Source organism: Paenibacillus tritici, assembly GCF_013204885.1.
Taxonomy (GTDB): Bacteria; Bacillota; Bacilli; order Paenibacillales; family Paenibacillaceae; genus Paenibacillus_AQ; species Paenibacillus_AQ tritici.
Window position 1 is genome coordinate 152,786 of the sequence record NZ_JABMKX010000009.1, and the last position, 21,144, is coordinate 173,929.

16 protein-coding genes are annotated in these 21,144 nt (G+C 56.1%); 15 read left to right on the plus strand and 1 reads right to left on the minus strand.

The features are described from left to right. Positions 1–182: 182 nt before the first annotated feature. Positions 183–1,691: a cardiolipin synthase gene (gene cls / locus HQN87_RS17465; RefSeq protein WP_173136042.1), complete on the plus strand. Its 1,509-nt coding sequence runs from the start codon at positions 183–185 to the stop codon at positions 1,689–1,691. A gap of 454 nt (positions 1,692–2,145) precedes the next feature. Here the strand turns inward: cls and HQN87_RS17470 are convergent, their stop codons facing one another. Continuing rightward, positions 2,146–3,690, minus strand: a complete 1,545-nt coding sequence (locus HQN87_RS17470; RefSeq protein ID WP_173136044.1) for a phospholipase D family protein — start codon at positions 3,688–3,690, stop codon at positions 2,146–2,148. 292 nt (positions 3,691–3,982) lie between these two features. Here HQN87_RS17470 and HQN87_RS33030 point away from each other — a divergent pair, with 292 nt between their 5' ends. The 14 genes from HQN87_RS33030 (at position 3,983) to HQN87_RS17540 (ending at position 20,998) form a co-directional block, all read left to right on the plus strand. Next, complete coding sequence (locus tag HQN87_RS33030) at positions 3,983–4,912, plus strand: MerR family transcriptional regulator (RefSeq protein WP_173136046.1); 930 nt, start codon at positions 3,983–3,985, stop codon at positions 4,910–4,912. A gap of 240 nt (positions 4,913–5,152) precedes the next feature. Then, a complete protein-coding gene (locus tag HQN87_RS17480) occupies positions 5,153–6,709 on the plus strand; it encodes a phytoene desaturase family protein (protein WP_301953188.1) in 1,557 nt (518 codons plus the stop codon). Beyond that, the gene (locus HQN87_RS17485) at positions 6,706–8,226 is read left to right on the plus strand and encodes a phytoene desaturase family protein (RefSeq protein WP_173136048.1); all 1,521 of its coding nucleotides are present in this window, start codon (positions 6,706–6,708) and stop codon (positions 8,224–8,226) included. Before HQN87_RS17480 ends, HQN87_RS17485 begins: the two co-directional genes overlap by 4 nt. Next, entirely contained in the window at positions 8,219–9,076 is an 858-nt protein-coding gene (locus HQN87_RS17490) for a phytoene/squalene synthase family protein (protein WP_173136050.1), read from the plus strand. The genes HQN87_RS17485 and HQN87_RS17490 overlap by 8 nt, the downstream gene beginning before the upstream one ends. A 2-nt stretch (positions 9,077–9,078) precedes the next feature. Then, the gene (locus HQN87_RS17495; protein WP_173136052.1) at positions 9,079–9,864 is read left to right on the plus strand and encodes a carotenoid biosynthesis protein; all 786 of its coding nucleotides are present in this window, start codon (positions 9,079–9,081) and stop codon (positions 9,862–9,864) included. Continuing rightward, the gene (locus HQN87_RS17500) at positions 9,833–10,573 is read left to right on the plus strand and encodes a lysophospholipid acyltransferase family protein (protein ID WP_173136054.1); all 741 of its coding nucleotides are present in this window, start codon (positions 9,833–9,835) and stop codon (positions 10,571–10,573) included. The genes HQN87_RS17495 and HQN87_RS17500 overlap by 32 nt, the downstream gene beginning before the upstream one ends. Beyond that, complete coding sequence (locus HQN87_RS17505) at positions 10,534–11,727, plus strand: glycosyltransferase family 2 protein (protein WP_367272741.1); 1,194 nt, start codon at positions 10,534–10,536, stop codon at positions 11,725–11,727. Before HQN87_RS17500 ends, HQN87_RS17505 begins: the two co-directional genes overlap by 40 nt. Beyond that, positions 11,724–13,199 carry a phytoene desaturase family protein gene (locus HQN87_RS17510; RefSeq protein WP_173136056.1) on the plus strand — a complete coding sequence of 492 codons (1,476 nt, stop codon included), beginning with the start codon at positions 11,724–11,726 and terminating at the stop codon, positions 13,197–13,199. Before HQN87_RS17505 ends, HQN87_RS17510 begins: the two co-directional genes overlap by 4 nt. Positions 13,200–13,451: 252 nt before the next feature. Then, positions 13,452–14,504: a type 2 isopentenyl-diphosphate Delta-isomerase gene (gene fni / locus HQN87_RS17515; protein ID WP_254075548.1), complete on the plus strand. Its 1,053-nt coding sequence runs from the start codon at positions 13,452–13,454 to the stop codon at positions 14,502–14,504. 48 nt (positions 14,505–14,552) lie between these two features. Then, positions 14,553–15,023, plus strand: coding sequence for a GNAT family N-acetyltransferase (locus HQN87_RS17520; RefSeq protein ID WP_246553121.1), 471 nt, complete (start codon positions 14,553–14,555; stop codon positions 15,021–15,023). A gap of 205 nt (positions 15,024–15,228) precedes the next feature. Continuing rightward, positions 15,229–16,329, plus strand: a complete 1,101-nt coding sequence (ychF, locus tag HQN87_RS17525) for a redox-regulated ATPase YchF (protein WP_173136059.1) — start codon at positions 15,229–15,231, stop codon at positions 16,327–16,329. 762 nt (positions 16,330–17,091) lie between these two features. Beyond that, complete coding sequence (prfA, locus tag HQN87_RS17530) at positions 17,092–18,159, plus strand: peptide chain release factor 1 (protein WP_173136061.1); 1,068 nt, start codon at positions 17,092–17,094, stop codon at positions 18,157–18,159. A gap of 4 nt (positions 18,160–18,163) precedes the next feature. Next, on the plus strand, positions 18,164–19,255 hold the full coding sequence (locus tag HQN87_RS17535) for a N5-glutamine methyltransferase family protein (RefSeq protein WP_173136063.1): 1,092 nt from the start codon (positions 18,164–18,166) through the stop codon (positions 19,253–19,255). 558 nt (positions 19,256–19,813) lie between these two features. Next, complete coding sequence (locus HQN87_RS17540; RefSeq protein ID WP_173136065.1) at positions 19,814–20,998, plus strand: FtsW/RodA/SpoVE family cell cycle protein; 1,185 nt, start codon at positions 19,814–19,816, stop codon at positions 20,996–20,998. The last annotated feature ends 146 nt before the right edge of the window (positions 20,999–21,144 follow it).

Below are 21,144 nucleotides of genomic sequence, written 5' to 3' on the forward strand. Positions count from 1 at the left end.
TGCCAGCCTGGCCCCCGTTCTGACTATGAAGTTCTGTATTTGACTGAATGGTCAGTGAGATTATATTATATATCCTGCAGCATTACAAATTTGCAGTTTCAGTAGGAAGATAACGATTCTTCATGTAATATATAAATGTGTCAGTTTGGTGATGAACGGAAGAATGAGAAGGTAGGTTGCATATGAGAAGAGGACTTCAGGCCATAGTCATCATAGGTGCTATGCTGGCTTTTTATTATTTTGGATTTGGGATTTTCGGCAGTACTGCCGGAACAATTATTAGTATTTTCTCCACCTTGACGGTCATCTCTATCGGACTGGGGATCTTCATGGAGAACCGCAATCCCTCTACCACGGTATCCTGGATTCTGCTGCTTGCGCTGATTCCGGTGCTGGGACTTGTGTTCTATTTCCTGTTCGGACAGAATGTATTCAAGCGGCGCAAGTATGACAAAAAAGCCCAGCGCGATCTGATGGCCTATGAACGGATTGAGAATGACGCGCTGCGGATGCACCAGGACTGGTCGGTGTTCACCCCCGCGCGGCAGAAGCTGCTGGGATTATCGCAAAGACTGGGCCGGACGTCGATCTCCTTCAGCTCAGAGACGCGTATTCTGACGAACGGGGAAGAGACCTTCGGCACCCTGCTGCTCGAGCTGCGTCAGGCGCAGCATCATATTCATATGGAATATTATATTTTCAGAGCGGATCATATCGGTACGCGCATTCAGCAGATTCTGATTGAGAAGGCCCGCGCGGGCGTTGCTGTCCGGTTCATGTATGATGCGGTGGGCAGCATTCAATTGTCCCGGGCTTTCCTTAAGGAGCTCAGTGATGCCGGGGTGCAGGTGGCTGCTTATGGCAACTCGACCTCCTTCTTCTCCAGCCGGGTGAACTACCGGAATCACCGCAAAATCGTAGTCATTGACGGCGATGTCGGATTCATGGGCGGGCTGAATGTCGGCGACGAGTACTTAAGCCGCAGCAAGACCTACGGCTTCTGGCGGGACACGCATATGCTGCTGAGAGGTGAAGCAGTGCGGACGATGCAGATTATCTTCCTCCAGGACTGGATGCATACCACCGGCGAAAAAATCATGGAGCAGGATTATCTCTCCCCGCAGCTTCGTTTCACCACCGGAGACGGGGCGGTGCAGATTATTGCCAGCGGCCCGGATAATGAGCGGCGTGCCCTCAAGAATATTTTCTTCTCGATGATTACCACAGCAGAGAAGTCGGTCTGGATCGCCAGCCCTTACTTCATTCCTGACGAGGATATTCTGACTGCGCTGCGTGTGGCGGCAATGTCGGGTCTGGATGTGCGACTGCTGTTCCCGGCCAAGCCGGATAAATGGATTCCCTTCCTGGCGTCCCATTCCTACTTCCCGGCGCTGCTGGAGTCAGGCGTGAAGATCTATGAATATGAGAAGGGCTTCATCCACTCCAAGCTGCTGATTGCAGACGGAGAGATTGCGACGATCGGAACCGCCAATATGGATATGCGCAGCTTCCATCTTAACTTTGAGGTGAATGCGCTGCTGCTGCAGACCGAGAGTGTCTCGCGCATTGTCGCAGACTTCGAGCGTGACCTGCAGTCCACGCGGCAGATTGTCCATGAGACCTTCATGGAGAAAAGACTGCTGGAGCGGCTGCTGGAATCGGCAGCCCGGCTGATGTCCCCGCTGCTGTAGGCGGGACAGAAATACAAAACGGTACCGTCCTGTAAATGGACGGTACCGTTTTTGTGATTTTCGCAGTCTTTTGAATAGGGAGTTATACAATGGAAGAATACGGATAACTCGTATGGCAACAGTGTTCTGCAATAGCGTACCGGACGAGCTCTAATGTTACGTAGACTGAAGCAGTTGGATTTACAGCACTTGCTGATGAACGAATGAACGCTGCTAGGTCAGCAGATGGATAAACAGCACTTAATTGCGCCCGATATTACCATAGCAGTGAAAACGAATATGATTAGATGCCGTTTATCCACTTGCTTCCGGCAATCTCTCAGAAATGCGCATATTAAGATACGTTATTCCACTTGCTTCTAGCAGGAGGAGGCAGTACCCTCAGAGGTTCCAATTTCCCACCCCCCCGGACATTTCCCCCTATTGCTCTGAGCCTGGGCACAACTGGGTACAATCAGAAGGTAGTGAACCCGAGGCGGGTCTGTATCCGGTAGATCATATATTTAATCCAGGTAAGCTCACTCTGATATTCCTTGAACGGCAGGCTGTACTCAGCTCCTTCGTTGTTCCACAGACGGTTGAAGTAGCCTTCCATGTCAGCATAGAGAGGCTGCCCGCGCGGCACGGACACGAAGAGATTATTCTCCAGATTATAATCGTCCAGATTACGGGTTGTGAAATTCGTTGATCCGCCCAGGATGATGGAGTCGCCGGACGCCTTCGCAATGAACATCAGCTTGCTGTGATACTGCTCCTTACCCGTATTGTACCAGCGGATCAGGATATTGCCTGCGGATTTCTGGTCCAGCTCCATGGCAACGGGGCGGTTCGGGATGCCGATTTTGTCCCGTCCGAACGCATTCTGATTGGGATCAAGCAGCAGCCTGACTTCAGCGCCCCTTGCATCTGCCGCAAGCAGGGCATCAATGATCCCATCGTCTGCCAGATAGAACATGCCCATCCAGATGACATCCCCCGGTCCTGCTGAGGCGATGCCCTCCAGAGCATATTTGTACACCTTGCCTTCGGTCAAATAGCGGACTTCAAGCGGAGATCCTCCGGCGGTGGCGGCAGGCTTCCCGAAGTCAGGCTGCTTGCTCAGCAGGGGACCGGCTCCCGACAGATTAGCTGCAGCTTGCTCGCTCTGCAGAATATCCGCCAGGATGGGGCCTTGCACCTCCAGGGCAATATTGGAATGATAGGCACTGGCGTCATGCACATTGCCGGAGGAGATCAGCGCGGTGTTCTCACTGAGTACAACCTTGCGGTGGTTAGCCTTGACATTCAGCAGCTTCAGATAGGAACGTGCGGTAATATCGGGCCCTCCGCTGGCCATCAGATTCGGAATCCAGCCTGTGCCGGATTGGCCGAACCACTGGATGAAGGTGCGCCAGACCGCCGAATAAGCCGGAGTCGAATCGCGCAGGTCATCCACATCGGTCAGAATCACCTTGATTCCGGCTGCTTTCATCTTTTCCAGGAGGGCGTTAGGAGCAGAGCCGTAATTCGTGTTCACCTCATCAGTGATGAAGACGATCTCCATTCCGGGATAGGCGGCCTTGTGGGCGAGCAGCTTATCGGTAAGCTTCCGGCTGACTGCCGGGAACTGCTGGTCGGTGTGGGTGTAACCATTGAACAGGAACAGATCAATCACCAGGAATTGTCTGGATTCTTCTATGATCTCCAGCATTCTTGGCAGAATCTGTTCTTCCCTCGCTTGGGCCCCGCTGCTGTCCTGATAGGTCAGATCCTGCCAGAAGTCAACCTTATCGACCTTATAAGCAGGGCTCTCCATGGAAAGTCCGGGAGGAAGCGGCTTATGGGTCTGGTAGACCATTACCCCGGCAAGCCAAAGAAGGAGAAGGATAATGGCACTCCATAGCCGAGGGCGGCGCAGGACGAGGCGCTTCCTCCGCTTGCGGCGGGTGGCTGTGATGGCACCGGAAGCCAGGGTTAGCTGCAACTGTTCGGGTGTGATGGGGCGGCTGCTTCGATTCATAGAATAATCCTCCTGGTTGTGCTGCGGTGCCGGTGTTCGTATACTTGGCGCAGGCATTGTAAGTACCTATAACGCCCGCTAAGGAGAAGTGAAGCAGCAGAGTGCAAAATGACCTGAAAGATGTATTTTTGCTAAATCCGCTGAATTTATTCCGAATCATTCCTGTAAAGCTGCATTATACAAGTTCTAATGACATAACAGACAAGCAAATGTATAATGAGTGTAAATAATTTGTATAAGGTTTGAATCTTCAAAAGTATTCAGTGTTAACAGGAAGAGAGTGAAATCTATCGTGTATTCCATCAAACAGGTCGTCGAAATGCTCGATATTCCTTCTGTCACTCTGCGGGCATGGGAGAACAGGTATCAGGCTGTCGTTCCGGAGCGTACCGAGTCCGGCTATAGACTGTACAATCAGGAGAATATTGAGGACCTTCGCTGGTTGAAGGAACAGACTGATAAACAGGGCATCAGTATCTCACATGCCGTGCGGATGCTGAAGAAGCATAAGCAGAAGGATCTGGATGAACGCCTGTCCGCAGCGGGCGGGGACCCCAAGGATGCCATGGACAAAATGAAGCAGCAGATCTATGCGGCGCTGCTCGAAATCCAGGGGGAGCGTGCGGATGCGCTGATCGACTTCGGGTTCTCCTTGTACGGCTATGAGGCGATGGTGCATCAGGTGCTTGTGCCGGTGCTGGTGAAGGTCGGCGAGGCCTGGGAGCAGGGAACGGCAACGGTGGCCCAGGAGCATTATATGACGCATATGATTTCAAGCCGGCTGTCCCAGTTCCTTCATGTGTTTCCTGTGTATGCCCATTTGCCGAAGGTGCTTGCCTTCTGTCCGGCGGGAGAGCATCATCAGATCGGGCTGCTGCTGTTCTCGCTGTTTTTGCGCAGGAACGGGGTTGAGGTTATCTACCTGGGGGCCAATACGCCTGAGGAGGGCGTGATGGATATGCTGGTGAAGCAGGACCGGATCGGGGCGGTCTGTCTATCCGTTACGAATGAAGACCTTGTAGACTACACTGAGGATTTGCTTGGACGGCTGGGCAGCCTGTACCCGGAGATGCAGCTTATTGTGGGCGGCAGAGCCTATGAATCGTCCAGGTCCCAAGATACCAGGGCGACCTACAGGATGACCGAGCCTCCAGAGCAGTGGCAGGCCTGGTTCGATCAGGAATTCACCGGAATCAGGCCTAAGAATGAGCAGGCTCACTGAATTTTAATAGAGCAGACTAATATTTGGACCGATCAGGAACCCGCTAAGGGTGGCTGGCCGGTTCTTTTTGTGCTTCGGACAAGTCTAGTAATCTAATTGCTGGAAGTCCGGAGGATGATATTTACATGGCTATACAAAATGGGTATTATACTTGTATAACTATTGTATAGTTTTTGTATAATGTTTGGAAATAGAGATCTGCCTACATATTGCAGGTAGCAGGTATAAGGAGGAAGCCGCTTGACTGGAACCACAGGTACGGCAAAAGTTGCAGTAATCGGCGCAGGGCCGGGCGGATTGGCCGCAGCGATGCTGCTGTCCGCCGAAGGATATGAAGTGGAGCTCTACGAGCAGCAGGCCACGGTTGGCGGAAGATCAGGAGAACTGAGGCTGGGAGATTACCGTTTTGACCGGGGGGCTACCTTTTTGATGATGCCGCATTTGCTGGAGGAGCTGTTCGCTCTGGCAGGGCGGTCTGTACATGACTATGTTTCCTTGAAGCCGCTTGACCCGCTGTATTCCCTGCATTTTGGAGATACCGTATTTACACCGTCCACGAATCAGGTCCAGACGGCTGAAGAGATTGAGCGGCTATTCCCCGGCAACGGCAACGGCTACCGCCGGTTCATGGCCGAAGAGGGCGACAAGCTGGAGCGGGTGATTCCGCTGCTGCAGCGTCCGTTCCAATCGCTCGGTGATTATATGAAAAGAGATGTGCTGCATGCGCTGCCCAAGCTGAATGCCGCAGACAACGTATACAACCGGCTGTCCCGGTATTTCGATGATGAACGGCTGCGCTTCTCATTCACGTTCCAGGCCAAGTATCTGGGGATGTCGCCCTGGGAATGTCCAGGCACCTTCACGATTCTGTCTTACATGGAACACCGCTACGGCCTGTACCACCCGATAGGCGGAATTAACCGTGTGCTTCAGGCCATGGCCGAGGTGATTCAGGAGCATGGCGGGCAGGTGCATACGGCAAGCGGAGTGAAGCGCATTCTGGTCAAGAACGGACATGCCGCAGGCTTGCTGCTGGAGAACGGGGAGAAGGTGGAGGCAGATTACATTGTGATTGGAGCAGATTTCGGCTCCGCGATGACACAGTTGTTCGAGCCGGGCCTGCTGAAGAAGTATACCCCCGCCAAGGTTGCCCGCAAAAGATATTCCTGCTCCACAGCCATGCTCTATCTGGGGATAGATGGAGAGGTGGAGCTTGATCATCATTCGGTTCACTTCGCCGCAGATTACCGGCGTAATGTCAGGGAGATCACCGAGCTGGGCGTCTTGTCGGATGATGCCTCCATCTACATCCATAATCCTTCGGTCATTGATAAGACGCTGGCGCCTCCGGGCAAATCCTCGCTCTATGTGCTGATGCCGGTGCCGAATCTGAGTGCAGATATCAACTGGGAGCAGGAGCGCGCTGAGGTTGAGGACTGGATGATGGAGCGGCTGGAGCAGATCCCGCAGCTCGCGGGAATAGCCGGACGGGTGGAAGAGCGCCTGTTCTTCTCGCCGCAGGACTGGCAGGACAAGCAGAATGTCTATAACGGTGCAACCTTCAATCTGGCCCATAACCTGGGGCAGATGATGCATCTGCGGCCGCACAACACCTTCGAGGAGGTGCGCGGCATCTGGCTGGTCGGGGGCGGAACACATCCGGGCAGCGGTCTGCCGACGATCTTCGAGTCGGCCAAGATCAGTGCGCAGCTGCTGCGGAAGCATGACCAGGCTGTGCGGGGCAGATTCACTGTGCAGACCGGCGCTCACGGCGCGGGCGCAGGGGTGCCGCTATGAGCCGCGTTGCCATCGTGGGCAGCGGGATCGGCGGTCTGACGGCAGCGCTGCTGCTCACCCGTCAGGGGCATGAGGTTGTGATATATGAGCGCGCTGCCCAGGTGGGCGGGCGGGTCGCTTTTGAAGAGGAGGGCGGCTACCGGATTGACCGTGGGCCTACCATCGTGCTGCTGCCGGAGATGCTGCTGGGGATTCTGGAAGAAGGCGGGCTGCCGCGCGGAAGCCTGGAGCTGCTGCACTGTGATCCGCTCTACCGGGTCCACTTCAGGAGCGGGCGCGTCTTGACCAAGTTCGCCGATGCTTCGGCGCAGGCGGAGGAGATTGACCGCATCTATCCTGGAGAAGGCAAGGGCTTCACCCGATTCATGAACGAGATGTCGGTGCTGTATCCGCAGGGCCGGACTTCATTTCTTGAGCGGGGGTATCCGAACGGGCGGGAGTTCTTCAGCCCGGCCAACCTGTCGCTGATGGTCCGCCTGCGCGCTTACCAGAGCCTGCGCTCTGCCGTCGGCCAGTACTTCCGGCATGAGGAGCTTAGAGATGCCTTCTCCCTCCAGAGCCTATATATCGGAGGGGCGCCGTTCCGCACCCCGGGTATCTACACGATGCTCCCTTACGCCGAACATGCCTTCGGCATCTGGATGCTGAAGGGCGGGTATGGCACGCTGCCGCAGATCATGGCCCGGGAGCTGGAGAGCCGGGGGACAGAGATTCATACGGGCACAGAAGTGGAGTCCTTGCTTGTTGCGGGAAGCCGCTGCCGCGGAGTTGTTGTTCAAGGGAAGGAGATCCCTTATGATGCTGTACTGTATAACGGTGATTTCCCGCATGTCGAGAAGCTGCTTCCACCGGGTGTCTTCAAGCAGGAGCGCGCTCTGGATGTAAGTGCAAATAAGGGCAGCCGCATATCCCCCAAAAGGATCAAGCGGGGGAGCTTCAAGCCTTCCTCGGGCTGCCTGCTGATCTATGCGGCTACGGACAAACGGTGGCCGCAGTCACTGGTTCACCAGTTCTTCCTGCCGGATAGTCTGAACAGCAGCCTTCATGAGCTGTTTGACCGGGGACAGATCCCCGCAGATTCCTCTTATTATGTATTCAATCCGGTAGCGCTGGACAGCAGCGCGGCCCCTCCCGGACAAAGCGTGCTGTATTTCCTTGTTCCCGTTCCGGCAGCACCGGATAAGGACTGGGGGGAGCTGGCCGGAGCGCTGGCCGACAAGGTGCTGGCGGATGCGGAGCAGCGGGGCTTCCCCGGGCTTGCCGCGAGTCTGATCTGGCGGAGGCTAAGAACTCCCGCTGATGCCCAGAAGGAAGGGATGTACGGCGGAGGCAGCTTCGGCATTGCCCCGCTGCTGAGCCAGTCGGGGGTATTCCGGCCCCAGCCGAAGCCCTATCCGCTCCAAGGGCTATATGCCGCAGGCGCATCCGTCCACCCCGGCGGCGGTGTGCCGATTGTGATGCAGGGAGCGAAGCTTGCCGTTCAGCAAATGATAAAGGAGATGAGCGTAGATGAATGAAAGGATACTGCAGCAATGCGAGGAATTGATGAAGAGAGGGTCTACCTCCTTTCATAAAGCGTTTGATGTTCTGCCAAGTCCCAGGCGTGAAGCGGTGCATGTGATTTATGCCTTTTGCCGGATTATAGATGATAGTGTGGATGAGCCTGAGCATTCGCCGTACAGCATTCATGAGCTGCGGGCGCATTTCAGGAATCTGGAGACGGCGGAAGGGCATTTCATCTGGCCGGCGCTGCGCTGGCTGTTCAGCAGCTTCCCGCAGCTTCAGCGTGAGCCCTTCCATCTGCAAATGGAGGGTCAGCTCAGAGATCTGTCCTTCACTCAATATGACACGATGGAGCAGCTTCAGGACTACTGCTATCTTGTGGCGGGGACTGTCGGGGAGATGCTGCTGCCCGTCCTGCGGGATGATCAGAGTGAAGCGGCACGAACGGCTGGAATTGCTCTGGGGATAGGGATGCAGCTTGTGAATATCATCCGTGATGTGGGGGAGGATCTGCGCAGAGGACGGAGGTATGTGCCGCTTGAGGTGATGGGGAGACATGGCTACAGCCAGCGGGAACTGGAAGACGGGGAGGTCAACCCGCGGTTTATCGCAGTAATCCAGGAGCTTAAGACAGAGGCGCTGGGCTGGTTCCACCAGGGGCTGGAGAATGTGCACACGTATCCTTTGGAGAGCGGACTTGCCATTGAACTCGCCGCCTCCTTCTATGCTGCCATTCTGGATGCGGTGGAGGCAGACGGTTATGACGTTTTTCACAAGCGCTCTTATGTCAGTGATGAAGCCAAGCTCCAGCTGTTCCAGCGTACGGTTGTGCGCTATGCCGGTATAAGAACTGCGGTGGTCTGAGGATGGTCAGAATTCTTTTTTGGATCTGGTATGTCATTGGCGCTCTGCTGCTGATCTGGTTCGGAATTCCCCAAAGCCTGCGTTTCTCCAACGGATTGTTTCTCGTGTTCTATGCCGCATATGCCGTGGATTTATTATCCAAGGGGCGAGTTCAGCCTTTTATGTCTGACTGGTCAGTCAATTCTTCGGGAGGCTGGCGCAAAGCGCGATTCTGGTACGCCTTGGCGCTGATCTGGCTGGGAGGAATGGCGGTCGAATGGGTAGGTGTACATTCCGGCCGGTTGTTTGGAGATTATAGTTACTCTACTATTCTGGGGCCTTTATTCTTCGGTGTGCCGGTTACACTGGGCTTCGCCTGGATCGCTGTCGTGTGCAATGCCGTACTGATTAGTCATGATGCCGGACAGCGGGGCTTCAGGCTGCGGCTGCTGCGGGCTGTTCAGGTGGGCTTCTGGACGGTGCTGATGGATCTGGTGCTTGATCCTGTTGCCCATGCGAGGGGCTTCTGGCACTGGGAGGGCGGCGGGGGCTTCTACCAGGTGCCCTGGAGCAACTTCGGCGGCTGGCTGATTGCAGGCGGGCTCTTGTCCATGCTGCTTCCGGCTGTGCCGGTGGCCCGGCTTGCTGCCCGCCGGGGCACCCGCTTGTATCAGGCGATTCTGATTATGTTCGGTCTGATCAGTCTTACAGAGGGACTGCCAGCCTGTGCGGTTATCGCCGTGGCGGGTATTGCTCTGGCTGAAGGGAGTCTGCGTTATGCTGGAAGCCGTCAAGTCGGGAAGCTTTGACCGGGTGTTCTACCGCTATAATTCAATGTATCTGCTGCGCAGACATTTCCATTCCATCGGAATCAGCGGCGAACTCCAGCCCTCTGCCGCTGCAGGCCGGGGGATTCTCTATCTGATGAATCACAGCTCGTGGTGGGACGGTCTGCTGGCTTATCACGCCGCCGGGAAGCTGCCCGGCAGCCGCCATTACTTCATGATGGAAGAGGAGCAGCTGCGCAAATATGCCTTCTTCCGAAAGCTTGGGGCCTATTCCATTAACTCCGGCAGCACAGGCGACTTGCGGGCTTCGCTGCGTTATACAGCCGGATTACTGCAAGCAGGGGAGAGTGTCTGGATGTATCCCGAAGGTGAAATTCTGCCGCTGGAGCACCGCCCGCTGAGCCTGAAGGCAGGGGCGGCCTTAGTGCTGCGCCTCAGTCCGCAGACTGCCGTAGTGCCGGTAACGCTGTATCACGGCCTGTTCCGTCATACCAAGCCGGAAGCTACACTGCTGGCCGGAGCGCCGCAGCTCCTGCCATGGGCGGAGATGGACCGCTCCGTAATAGCCCGCACGCTGGAGACTGTTCTTAGTGAACAACTGGAGGCACACCGGAGCAGGATCATTCATCATAAAGGGTACATGCCGGATGAATTCAGGCCGCTGCTGCGCAAAGGGAGATCCACCAATGAGTGGCTGGATCTGCTGCGGCCGGGCAGGGGGAGACGATGAACCTGCTCTTTCAAATCCTGTCAGGTATTCTGCTGCTCCAGCTGTTGTTCGCGCTATGGAATGCAGCCCAGCTTCCCGTAATAGGTGCAGGTCCGGGGAGGAGAGAGGTGAAGGTTCAGCCAGCGCAGGCTACCTCACGGGTCCGGCGCTTGTCGGTATTGATCCCTGCCCGCAATGAAGCAGATAACATTGCCGGTTGCCTCTCCTCGGTGCTGGCTTGCAGCACCGGTGGAGCAGAGGTGGAGATCATCGTTCTGGATGATTCATCCACAGACGGAACAGGGGCTATGGCTGCTGCGGCCGGTGGCGGCAGGGTACGCGTTCTGCGGGGCCGGGCGCTACCCGAGGGATGGCTTGGCAAGTCCCATGCCTGCGCTCAGCTTGCGGAAGCTGCAAGCGGAGACTGGCTGCTGTTCCTCGACGCGGATGTCCGTCTGCAGCAGGGGGCGCTGCAGGCGGCTCTCTCTGCAGCCGAAGCTGCGGGCAGCGGCATGATTACAGGCTTCCCCCGGCAGATTACGGGGTCATGGCTGGAGCGGCTGGTGGTTCCCCTGATGGTCTTCACCATCATCTGCCACCTGCCCGTTCCGCTGGTCAGCGGCTCTGGAGATCCGCGGTTTGTTGCGGCACATGGCGGCTTCATCCTGATCCGCCGCAGCAGTTATGACCGCTGTGGCGGGCATCAGGCCATCCGCAGTGCGCTGGTGGATGACATGGCGCTGGCCCGGGCCGTGAAGCGGGCGGGAGAGACGGTAAGGCTCATGAATATCACGGAGCAGGTGTCGATGCGGATGTATCACAATGCCAAGCAGGTATGGAACGGCTACCGGAAGAATATCTATGCCGGTATCGGCCGCAGCCCTATACTCCTGCTGGCAGTACTGTTCCTGTATTGGTCGCTGTATGTGCTGCCTGCGGCTGCCGTTCTGTACGGCTGCCTGAGCGGTCAGTTAGGCGCAGCGATCTGGCCTGCTGCTGCGCTGCTGACTGGTATCGCTGTCAAGCGGACGAGCGATGCTGCCGGTAAGCAGCCGTTCTGGTATTGTATTCTTCTCCCGGCGGCTATGCTCTGCTTATCCCTGATTGCGGCTGCATCCTGGAACGGAAGCCGCACACGCGGGGGCTATGAATGGAAAGGAAGGCGTTATGAATGAAACCGAAGGCTGTGATTATAGGCGCCGGATTCGGAGGTCTGTCCTGCGCGGTAACCCTAGCCGCCAAAGGCTGGGAAGTGACCGTGCTGGAACGGCAGCCGCAGCCCGGCGGTAAGCTGCAGCGTGTGGAGACGGGAGGCTACACCTTCGACAGGGGTCCCAGTACAATTACGATGCCCCATGTCTTCCGCTCCTTGTATGAGCTTGCGGGGGCCAGCATGGAGGATTACGTTCAGCTCTATGAACTGGAGCCGCGGACACGCAATGTGTTCGCTGACGGCAAGGTGGTTGACTTGTCCCGGGATACCGGGAGGATGCGCGAGCAGATCGCATCCTACAGTTCCGCAGATGCTTCGCGTTACCCGGAATTTCTGGCGGAAGCCTCCCGTCTATACCGGCTCAGCGAGAAGCAGTTCCTGAACCGGCTGCTGCTGTCCTGGAGGGATAAGTTATCCCCTTCCCTTGTGCGGGACCTGCTGAGGGTAAGGCCTTTTCTCAGCCTGCATGATTTGCTGCTCCGTTACTTCTCTCATCCGAATACCCTAGCTATGCTGGGCCGCTATGCCACCTATGTCGGGTCATCGCCCTATCGTTCTCCCTCCATCTTCGCCATGCTCGGACATCTGGAGATTCAGGAAGGCGTATACGGTGTGAAGGGCGGCACCTATGAGTTAGTCAGCGGCTTGGCTGCCCTGGCCCGCAATCTGGGCGTGAAGTTAATGACAGGAACGGAGGTCACGGGGATATCCGTGGTCTCCGGTGCGGTAGAAGGTGTGGATACGGCGCAGGGCTTCTATCCGGCCAAGACGGTCATTGCCGGTGGCGATGTGCTGAGCATCAACCGGCTGCTGCTGCCCGAAGCGGTCCGTCCCGGAATGACGGACCGCAGAATTGAAGCGTACGAGCCGTCCCTGTCCGGGCTGGTCACGCTGGCAGGAGTGCCGCGCACGTATGATGCGCTGCTGCATCACACGGTGTTTTTCCCGGAGAACTATGAACAGGAATTCAAGGATATCTTCGAGCATAGACGCCCTCCGCAGCACCCGGCGGTCTATGTCTGCCACTCGGGTTATTCTGAGCCTGAGATGGCGCCTGCGGGCGGGAGCAATCTGTTCATCCTGGCCAATGCGCCTTATCTGAGCCCGGCCTGTGACTGGAGTGCGGAGACGGATGCTTACGGGGAGCGTGTAATGTCGGTACTGGAGGGCCATGGAATCACAGGGCTGTCCGCAGCGGAGGTGCTGGAGCATTATACCCCGCAGGATATCGCCCGTGATACGCTGGCGCATCAGGGAGCCATATACGGGATATCCTCCAATACGGTAAGGCAGACCTTCTCCCGTCCGGGCAACCGCTCCAGGGATGTACAGGGACTCTGGTATGTTGGCGGTACCACCCATCCCGGAGGGGGAACACCGGTTGTCTCGCTCTCCGGACGGCTGGTTGGTGAATACATTGCCAGCCATTGGTGAGGGGATATGGCCCTGTCTGCATTCAACGGCCAGGCAGGGTTGTGTTATAATAAAATGTACTTGTGCCGAGCAGCGCTGAGTAAGATAGAAAAAGCGCTTCCATATAGATATGAACATAATAGATATGAACATATATAATGACACAGAGCGGAGGAAGACAGCATGAATGATATGCCGCAGAATGGCGTGCCGCGGAGCTCTGTTGAGCAGTCAGGCACAGGGCTTGAACCCGTTCAGCAGGTTGCTTCAGGCATGGCCGGACATAAATCTCTGCTGCCCGACTCCAGAACCGGAGAACGGAAGATTGAGCATGTGCGGCTCTGCCTGAATGAGGATGTCGCCGGCAGCGGAATCACAACCGGCTTCGAGCAGTACCGGTTCCGTCATAACGCACTGCCGGAGCTGGACTTCGAGCAGATCTCGCTGCGTACAGCATTTCTGGGCCGTACGCTGCGCACCCCGCTGCTGATCAGCTCCATGACCGGGGGAAGCCTGGCGACCGGAAGCATCAACGACCGGCTTGCCGAAGCCGCTGAGCGCCGGGGCTGGGCGCTTGGCGTCGGCTCAGTGCGGGCCGCTGTAGAACGTGCGGAGCTGGCGCCGACCTTCCATGTGCGCGGCAGGGCGCCCACGATTCCGGTCATTGCCAATGTCGGAGCGGTACAGCTCTCCTACGGCTTCGGTGTAGACGAGTGCCGCCGTGCAGTAGAGATTGCGGGAGCCGACTGGCTGGTTCTTCATCTGAACGGACTGCAGGAGGTGTTCCAGCCGGAGGGCGATACCGGCTTTGGCTCCCTGCTGAAGCGGATAGAGGCGTTATGCCGGAGTCTTGAGATTCCGGTGGGTGTCAAGGAAGTCGGCTGGGGAATTGACGGCGATACGGCAGCCCGGCTATATCAGGCAGGGGCTGCCTTCATCGACGTTGCCGGTGCGGGCGGCACCTCCTGGAGCCAGGTGGAGAAGTTCCGCAGCGTTGATCCGGTGCGGCGTGCGGCTGCGGAGGCCTTCGCCGACTGGGGGATTCCCACGGCGGAATGCATTACCGAGGTGCGCGGCATCTCCCCGCACGGCGCGCTTATCGGCAGCGGCGGGCTGAAGCATGGGGTAGATGCCGCGAAGGCGCTGGCGCTGGGGGCGGATCTGGCGGGCTTCGGGCGGGGGCTGCTGGGCCCGGCCGTCAGCTCCGAGGAGGCGCTGGATCAGGCGCTGGCCCAGGTGGAGCTGGAGCTGCGGACGGTAATGTTCGGCATCGGAGCGCCGGATCTTACTGCACTGCGCGGTACCCCGCGTCTTCTCCGGCGGTAGCGGTAGGGACCAGACGATGATTATGGAACAAGAGGAAGGGCTAACATTATGATTACACTGGTTCAAATGGATGAATCGACATTTCAATTTTTCTTAAGACAATCTACCCGGGACTTCGCAGAAGACAAAATAAAAGCCGGAGCCTGGGATGCGGAGACAGCCATGAAGCTATCCCAGGAAGAGATGACGCGGTTCCTGCCCAAAGGGCTCTACACGGAGGGGGCTTATCTCTATTCTATAGTGGAGACTGAGACGAAGACCCAGGCGGGGTACATCTGGTTCAACGTGAATGAGAACCGTGGAGTGCGGGAAGCGTTCATCTATGACTTTTATGTATTTGAGCCCTTCCAGGGCAAGGGCTACGGCAAACTGGCATTAACTCTGCTGGACGAAGAAGCCCGGAAGATGAATGTGACCAAGATCGGACTGCATGTCTTCGGGCAGAATGACCGTGCGTTCGAGCTGTATAAGAAGATGGGCTTCCTGGTTACGGATATTACAATGTCGAAGACATTGTAAGTAGGCCGGATAGGCCGGAAATAGCAGTGTTGTGGGGTCCCAAGGCAGTCGCTGATTCATCCTCGGGGGTTAAGCTCCGCTTTAGGGGCGGCATCCCCTTGACATCTGCTGTTGCTGGAGGTTTTGTTCTAATATATAATGGTTGAGATCAGTTATGTAATCCATGCGGTGATCAAACCAACCGAAAATAGGAGTTGTCATATAAATGGCTTTGAAAGCAGGTATCGTTGGACTTCCCAACGTAGGCAAATCGACATTATTTAATGCTATCACCCAAGCGGGCGCAGAATCCGCCAACTATCCGTTCTGCACCATCGACCCGAACGTAGGTGTCGTGGAAGTGCCGGACGAACGTCTGGATAAGCTGGTAGAGCTGGTGCAGCCGAACAAGACGGTTCCCACCGCTTTTGAATTCGTCGATATTGCCGGACTGGTACGCGGCGCAAGCAAGGGCGAAGGCCTGGGCAACAAGTTCCTGGCGCATATCCGCGAAGTGGATGCCATTGTGCATGTGGTCCGCTGCTTTGTCGATGAGAACGTAACCCATGTGGACGGCAAGGTGAATCCTATCAGTGACATCCAGACGATTAACCTGGAGCTGATTCTGGCTGACCTGGAGAGCGTGGAGAAGCGGATCGAACGGTCCCGCAAAAACATCAAGGGCGGCGACAAGAAATACGCCCAGGAAGTGGAAGTACTGGAGCGCGTGAAGGAAGCCCTGTATCTGGACCAGCCTGCCCGCAGCCTGGAATTATCCGATGACGAGCGCCAGATCGTGCGCGATCTTCACCTGTTGACCCTGAAGCCGGTGCTGTATGCGGCGAACGTGGGCGAGGATGAAGTAGCGACTGCGGAGGAGAACCCTTATGTGAAGCAGGTCCGCGAATTCGCAGCGGCGGAGAATGCCGAAGTGGTGCCGATCAGTGCCAAGGTGGAAGCCGAGATTGCCGAGCTGGAAGGCGAAGACAAGGACATGTTCCTGGAAGAGCTGGGTCTGCAGGAATCCGGTCTGAACCGCCTGATCAAAGCAGCTTACAAGCTGCTCGGCCTGTACACTTATTTCACTGCCGGCGTTCAGGAGGTCCGTGCCTGGACGATCCGCAAGGGCACCAAGGCACCTGGAGCAGCAGGAGTTATTCATACAGACTTCGAACGCGGCTTTATCCGGGCTGAGGTTGTTGCGTACACAGATCTGGTAGCTGCAGGCTCGATGAACGGCGCCAAGGAACGCGGCCAGCTGCGTCTGGAAGGCAAGGAATACCTGGTGCAGGACGGCGACGTTATGCATTTCCGTTTCAACGTATAGACTATTCAACTAGACCATTTAACTAGACCATTTAACGCATAGAACATTTATAGTGTAGGGCAGAGAGGCCATTCAGAGTAGAGTTTTACTTGCTGGATGGTTCTTTTTGAATTTCGGATAAGGCTAAGGCTAAGGGTCAACTCCTATTTGTGGAAAACCTGGAAAGGCGGCTTCCCGCCTGTCGTCTTTCGCCTGCTGTCAACGCCGGAGAAGCAGTTGGATAATCTCCACTTGCTGCTGAATAGAGGGACCCCTGCCAGGCAGTAGTTGGAAAAAAGGCACTTAATATTCAGCAAACCGATCACTTTTGAGGAAACGCCTGAAATTAAATGACGTTTATCCAATTAATTCCCTCTAAAGATGCAAAACACCGAAATTAAGATACGTTTTTCCAACTATTCATGCTGTTCATGCACAGTGGCTCCTCCTCTTCCTATGACCGCCGTATAAACGCCGTATCGCCGCCATTATATACAACTAACTAATCTTCATGGGAATGAGGCAGGGAGCGGCATCAGATGTTTATACAGTACCGGGTGATTTTGTAATCGGGACACGGGCGTAATGCATAACTTGGATGCAGCTTTTACATCATAAGGTGATGCAGCTCAGAATTCAAAAGTTTTCCTGATCCTGCGGTTTGAAAATGTAGCCAATTAGCTTGAGTGGTGGTATAATATAAAGTCGTATATCTATTTCAGTTGTGCTAACAATTTAAAGTAATTATAAACGAAGAAATTGAATCAGGAGAGGTGAATTCCCTTGTTGGACCGATTGCAATCCCTGGCGGACCGCTATGAGAAACTCAGTGAACTGCTTTGTGACCCGGATGTTGCAAGCGACAGTAAGAAACTGAGGGACTATTCCAAAGAACAATCCGACTTGCAGCCCGCCTTCGAGGCGTATAGCGAATATAAGAATGTAATGGAAGAGCTTGAAGCTGCGAAGATGATGCAGGCTGAGAAGCTTGATGATGAGATGAAAGAAATGGTCAAGATGGAGATTGATGAGCTGTCCACGCGGCAGACTCATCTGGAGGAGAAGATTCGTCTGCTCCTGCTGCCTAAGGACCCTAATGACGATAAGAACGTAATCGTGGAAATCCGCGGCGCAGCCGGCGGGGACGAAGCGGCTTTGTTTGCCTCTGACCTGTACCGGATGTATACCCGTTATGCCGACACTCAGGGCTGGCGCGTAGAGCTGATGGATGTGAACACGAATGATCTCGGCGGGTTCAAGGAAGTTATTTTCCTGATCAACGGCCGCGGCGCATACAGCAAAATGAAGTTTGAAAGCGGCGCACACCGTGTGCAGCGCATTCCTACGACAGAATCCGGCGGACGTATTCATACGTCTACCTCAACCGTTGCTGTTATGCCGGAAGCGGAAGAGTTCGAAATTGAGATTCATGACAAAGACATCCGTGTCGATACCTTCTGCTCCAGCGGCGCGGGCGGACAGTCCGTCAACACGACCAAGTCGGCAGTACGCGTAACTCATGTGCCTACCGGTATTGTGGCTACCTGTCAGGACGGCAAGTCCCAGAACTCCAACAAGGAGAAGGCACTGCAGGTGCTGCGTGCCCGTATCTCGGATCTGAAGCGTCAGGAAGAGGAAGCGAAGTATTCCGGGGAACGCAAGAGCAAAGTGGGAACCGGGGACCGGAGTGAGCGTATCCGTACCTACAACTTCCCGCAGAGCCGCGTAACGGACCACCGGATCGGCCTCACCCTGCACCGTCTGGAGCAGGTCATGAACGGCGATATCACCGAGATTATCTCGGCATTGTCTATTGCGGAACAAGCGGAATTGATGGAAAAAGGAGAATAATGCTTTGAAACAGGACTTTTACGTCATGCCTGATATGCAAAGCATCCGGGAAGCCTTTGCGGAGGCTTCTTCTTTTTTGGCCAGGAACGGATGCAATGAGCCGCAGCGCAGCAGCCAGCTGCTGCTGGAGCATGTGCTGGGGTTGTCCGGGGCGGCTTATTATATGGCGCTGGCTGATCCTTTTCCGCCAGCGATCAAGGCCGATTGGGAAGCCTTGGTCAACCGCCGGGCGGCGGGGGAACCGGTGCAATACATCATCGGCGAACAGGAATTCTACGGCCGTGCCTTCGAGGTCACGCCCGAGGTGCTGATTCCGCGCCCGGAGACGGAGCTGCTCGTCGAGGCGATCCTGAAGTACGGCGCGGAGCTGTGGCCGGACGGGGTGGTCGCGGCGCGGGGCGGAGCTGCGCCGGAAGCGGAAGGATGCACGCAAGAGCTAACTGCGGGCGGTGAGGCTGCGGGGATGCGGGGCGGAGCCGCGCCCGCGGGTGTGACGGCTGCTGGCGAAGCAGCCGGAAGTAGTACCCAGGCGGGCAGCAGTGCCGCCCGCCGGGAGAGCGGCGCTGGCGAAGCGCGCGCCGCACGGCTGCTGACCGCCGTCGACATCGGCGCCGGCAGCGGAGCGATCTCCGTCACGCTGGCGGCGGAAGCGCCGGCGTGGCGGGTCTGCGCCGGCGACATCTCGCCCGGCGCGCTGGCCGTGGCCCGGCGCAATGCGCAGCGGCACGGCACGGCGGTGGACCTGCGGCTCGGCGATCTGCTCGAGCCGTTCGCGGGGCTGGAGACGGACATTCTCGTCTCCAACCCGCCGTACATCCCCGGCGGCGATATCGCCGGGCTGCAGCGCGAGGTGCGCGACCATGAGCCGCGCACGGCACTGGACGGCGGCGGGGACGGGCTGGACCCGTACCGCCGCATGATGGAGCAGCTCCCGCTGCTCCCGGCGCCGCCGCGCCTGGTCGGCTTCGAGCTGGGCCAGGGGCAGGCAGAGCAGGTGGCCGGGCTGCTGCGGGCGGCCGGTCACTGGAACGAGATCATTACTATTAATGATCTCGCCGGGATTCCCCGGCATGTGCTGGGCATTGCACGCCAGTAGGCTGAGCCAGCGCGCTTGTCCTAATGCTGCTGCAGCCGCTTGGAGTCCGTTGCGATACTGCCCGGCACGCTCAGATGTGTGTAGCCAATGGCTTGCTGAGGGCTTGCCGTGCCCCGATTACGGGACATGCAGTATACTTAAATGCACTCAGTACAACTAAAACGTCTGTTTTGCCAGCGATAATCCGTATAGCTGTATTTCATACAATTAAACGGCCGATGTACCATGATTCTAGTATACAACTATCGCTGAATAACGGCCTTGGAGTCCGGACGAATCGCCGCAGGAAGAGGCTTTTGCGACCCGTAAGGGCTGCTTAGTCCGCTTCTGTCAGGCGTCAGGCAGTTCTCTCCCGAACCAAGCCGACAGGTTCTTCATGAGAGGCGTCTGGTGCAACTATACGCGCACAACGGCCTGCCAGTCCGGCGTAACCGAACAACCCCAAACGATGGAAATTGTATTTAGGCTGCCCCTTCCTTTACAATAGAGATGACGGAGCTTCTGCAAGGGCTGCTGCTATAAGGCCGGAAGAACCAGTACTGAGTAAGGAGACAGAATATGCTTCAGAAGATTAAAAAGATTGACGGCGTCATCCTCGTTATCCTTGTGCTGCTGATGGTTGTCAGCATTTTCTCCATATACAGCGTGACCCACGGGCGCGACAGGGTGGACGGATCGCACATCAAAATGATGAAATTCTATATCGTCGGCTTCATCGCCTTCATCGGGCTGACGTTCGTGGACTATCGTCTGCTTGTGAAATATGCGCTATATGTGTACGTTACCGGGATTGGGATTCTGGTGCTGGTCAGCTTCATCGGTACAGAACAGAACGGTGCGCAAGGCTGGATTAAATTTGGCAGCTTCGGTCTTCAGCCTGCTGAGCTGTTCAAGCTGATTCTGATCCTGTTTCTGGCGGCTGTACTCGTTCGTAAGAACAAGAATAAGCTTCTGTTCTGGCGCGACGTTGTCCCGCTGGGGCTCTTAAGCCTGCTGCCGTTCATCATCGTAATCAGCCAGAATGACCTGGGGAACGCACTCTCTTATATCGTTATTCTGGTAGGGCTCCTATGGATCGGCAATATCAAATTCACCCACGCGCTGATCGGACTGTTAATTATTGGCGGCACAGCGGCAGCCGGAATTATGAGCTATATTCATTACCATGATGAAATTAAGGATTTCCTGACAGATATCAAACGCTCCCACTGGATTGAGCGCTTCGATCCGTGGCTGGTACCGGATAAGGCGACGGCCAAGGCCATCTATCACACCAAAAACGCAAAGATGGCCATAGCATCTGGCGGAATGAGCGGTGAAGGCTATATGGCAGGAACCTCGGTGCAGACGGACCGGGTGCCCTACACCTACTCTGACTCCATCTTTGTCCAGATTGCTGAGGAATACGGCTTTGTCGGGTCGGCGCTGGTGCTGCTGCTGTACTTTATCCTCATTCACAGGATGATTCTCATTGCACTGGAATGTAAGGACAGGGGCGGGCCGTTCCTGATAGTCGGGGTGGTGGCGATGCTGCTGTATCAGATCTTCGAGAACATCGGGGCCTTCCTGGGCCTGATGCCGCTGACCGGGATCACGCTGCCGTTCATCAGCTTCGGGGGGACCTCACTGCTGATCAACATGGCGAGCATAGGGCTTGTGATGAGCGTGCGCCTGCATGGTCAAGAGGTGGAAGAGGATCTGCCAAGTCCCGCCCTGTATTCTCCCTCTGCCAAAAAAGTCTAATCCTATCGTACAGTACCGGGATTCTTCATTTTATTTATGAAGGTTCCGGTATTTTTTGTATTCAGGTGCCCCTTTGCATTACAATGGAAATTAGTGGATTGCGTCCGGGACTGTTGCAGCGGGCGGATTCCGAATCCGAATAGGTT

Bases quoted from the DNA above. Each gene is read 5' to 3' on its own strand.
- HQN87_RS17485 (WP_173136048.1), top strand. From the start codon at position 6,706: ATGAGCCGCGTTGCCATCGTGGGCAGCGGGATCGGCGGTCTGACGGCA.
- cls (WP_173136042.1), top strand. From the start codon at position 183: ATGAGAAGAGGACTTCAGGCCATAGTCATCATAGGTGCTATGCTGGCT.
- HQN87_RS17500 (WP_173136054.1), top strand. From the start codon at position 9,833: ATGCTGGAAGCCGTCAAGTCGGGAAGCTTTGACCGGGTGTTCTACCGC.
- HQN87_RS17520 (WP_246553121.1), top strand. From the start codon at position 14,553: ATGATTACACTGGTTCAAATGGATGAATCGACATTTCAATTTTTCTTA.
- HQN87_RS17540 (WP_173136065.1), top strand. From the start codon at position 19,814: ATGCTTCAGAAGATTAAAAAGATTGACGGCGTCATCCTCGTTATCCTT.
- HQN87_RS17490 (WP_173136050.1), top strand. From the start codon at position 8,219: ATGAATGAAAGGATACTGCAGCAATGCGAGGAATTGATGAAGAGAGGG.
- HQN87_RS17495 (WP_173136052.1), top strand. From the start codon at position 9,079: ATGGTCAGAATTCTTTTTTGGATCTGGTATGTCATTGGCGCTCTGCTG.
- ychF (WP_173136059.1), top strand. From the start codon at position 15,229: ATGGCTTTGAAAGCAGGTATCGTTGGACTTCCCAACGTAGGCAAATCG.
- HQN87_RS17470 (WP_173136044.1), bottom strand. From the start codon at position 3,690: ATGAATCGAAGCAGCCGCCCCATCACACCCGAACAGTTGCAGCTAACC.
- fni (WP_254075548.1), top strand. From the start codon at position 13,452: ATGGCCGGACATAAATCTCTGCTGCCCGACTCCAGAACCGGAGAACGG.
- HQN87_RS17510 (WP_173136056.1), top strand. From the start codon at position 11,724: ATGAAACCGAAGGCTGTGATTATAGGCGCCGGATTCGGAGGTCTGTCC.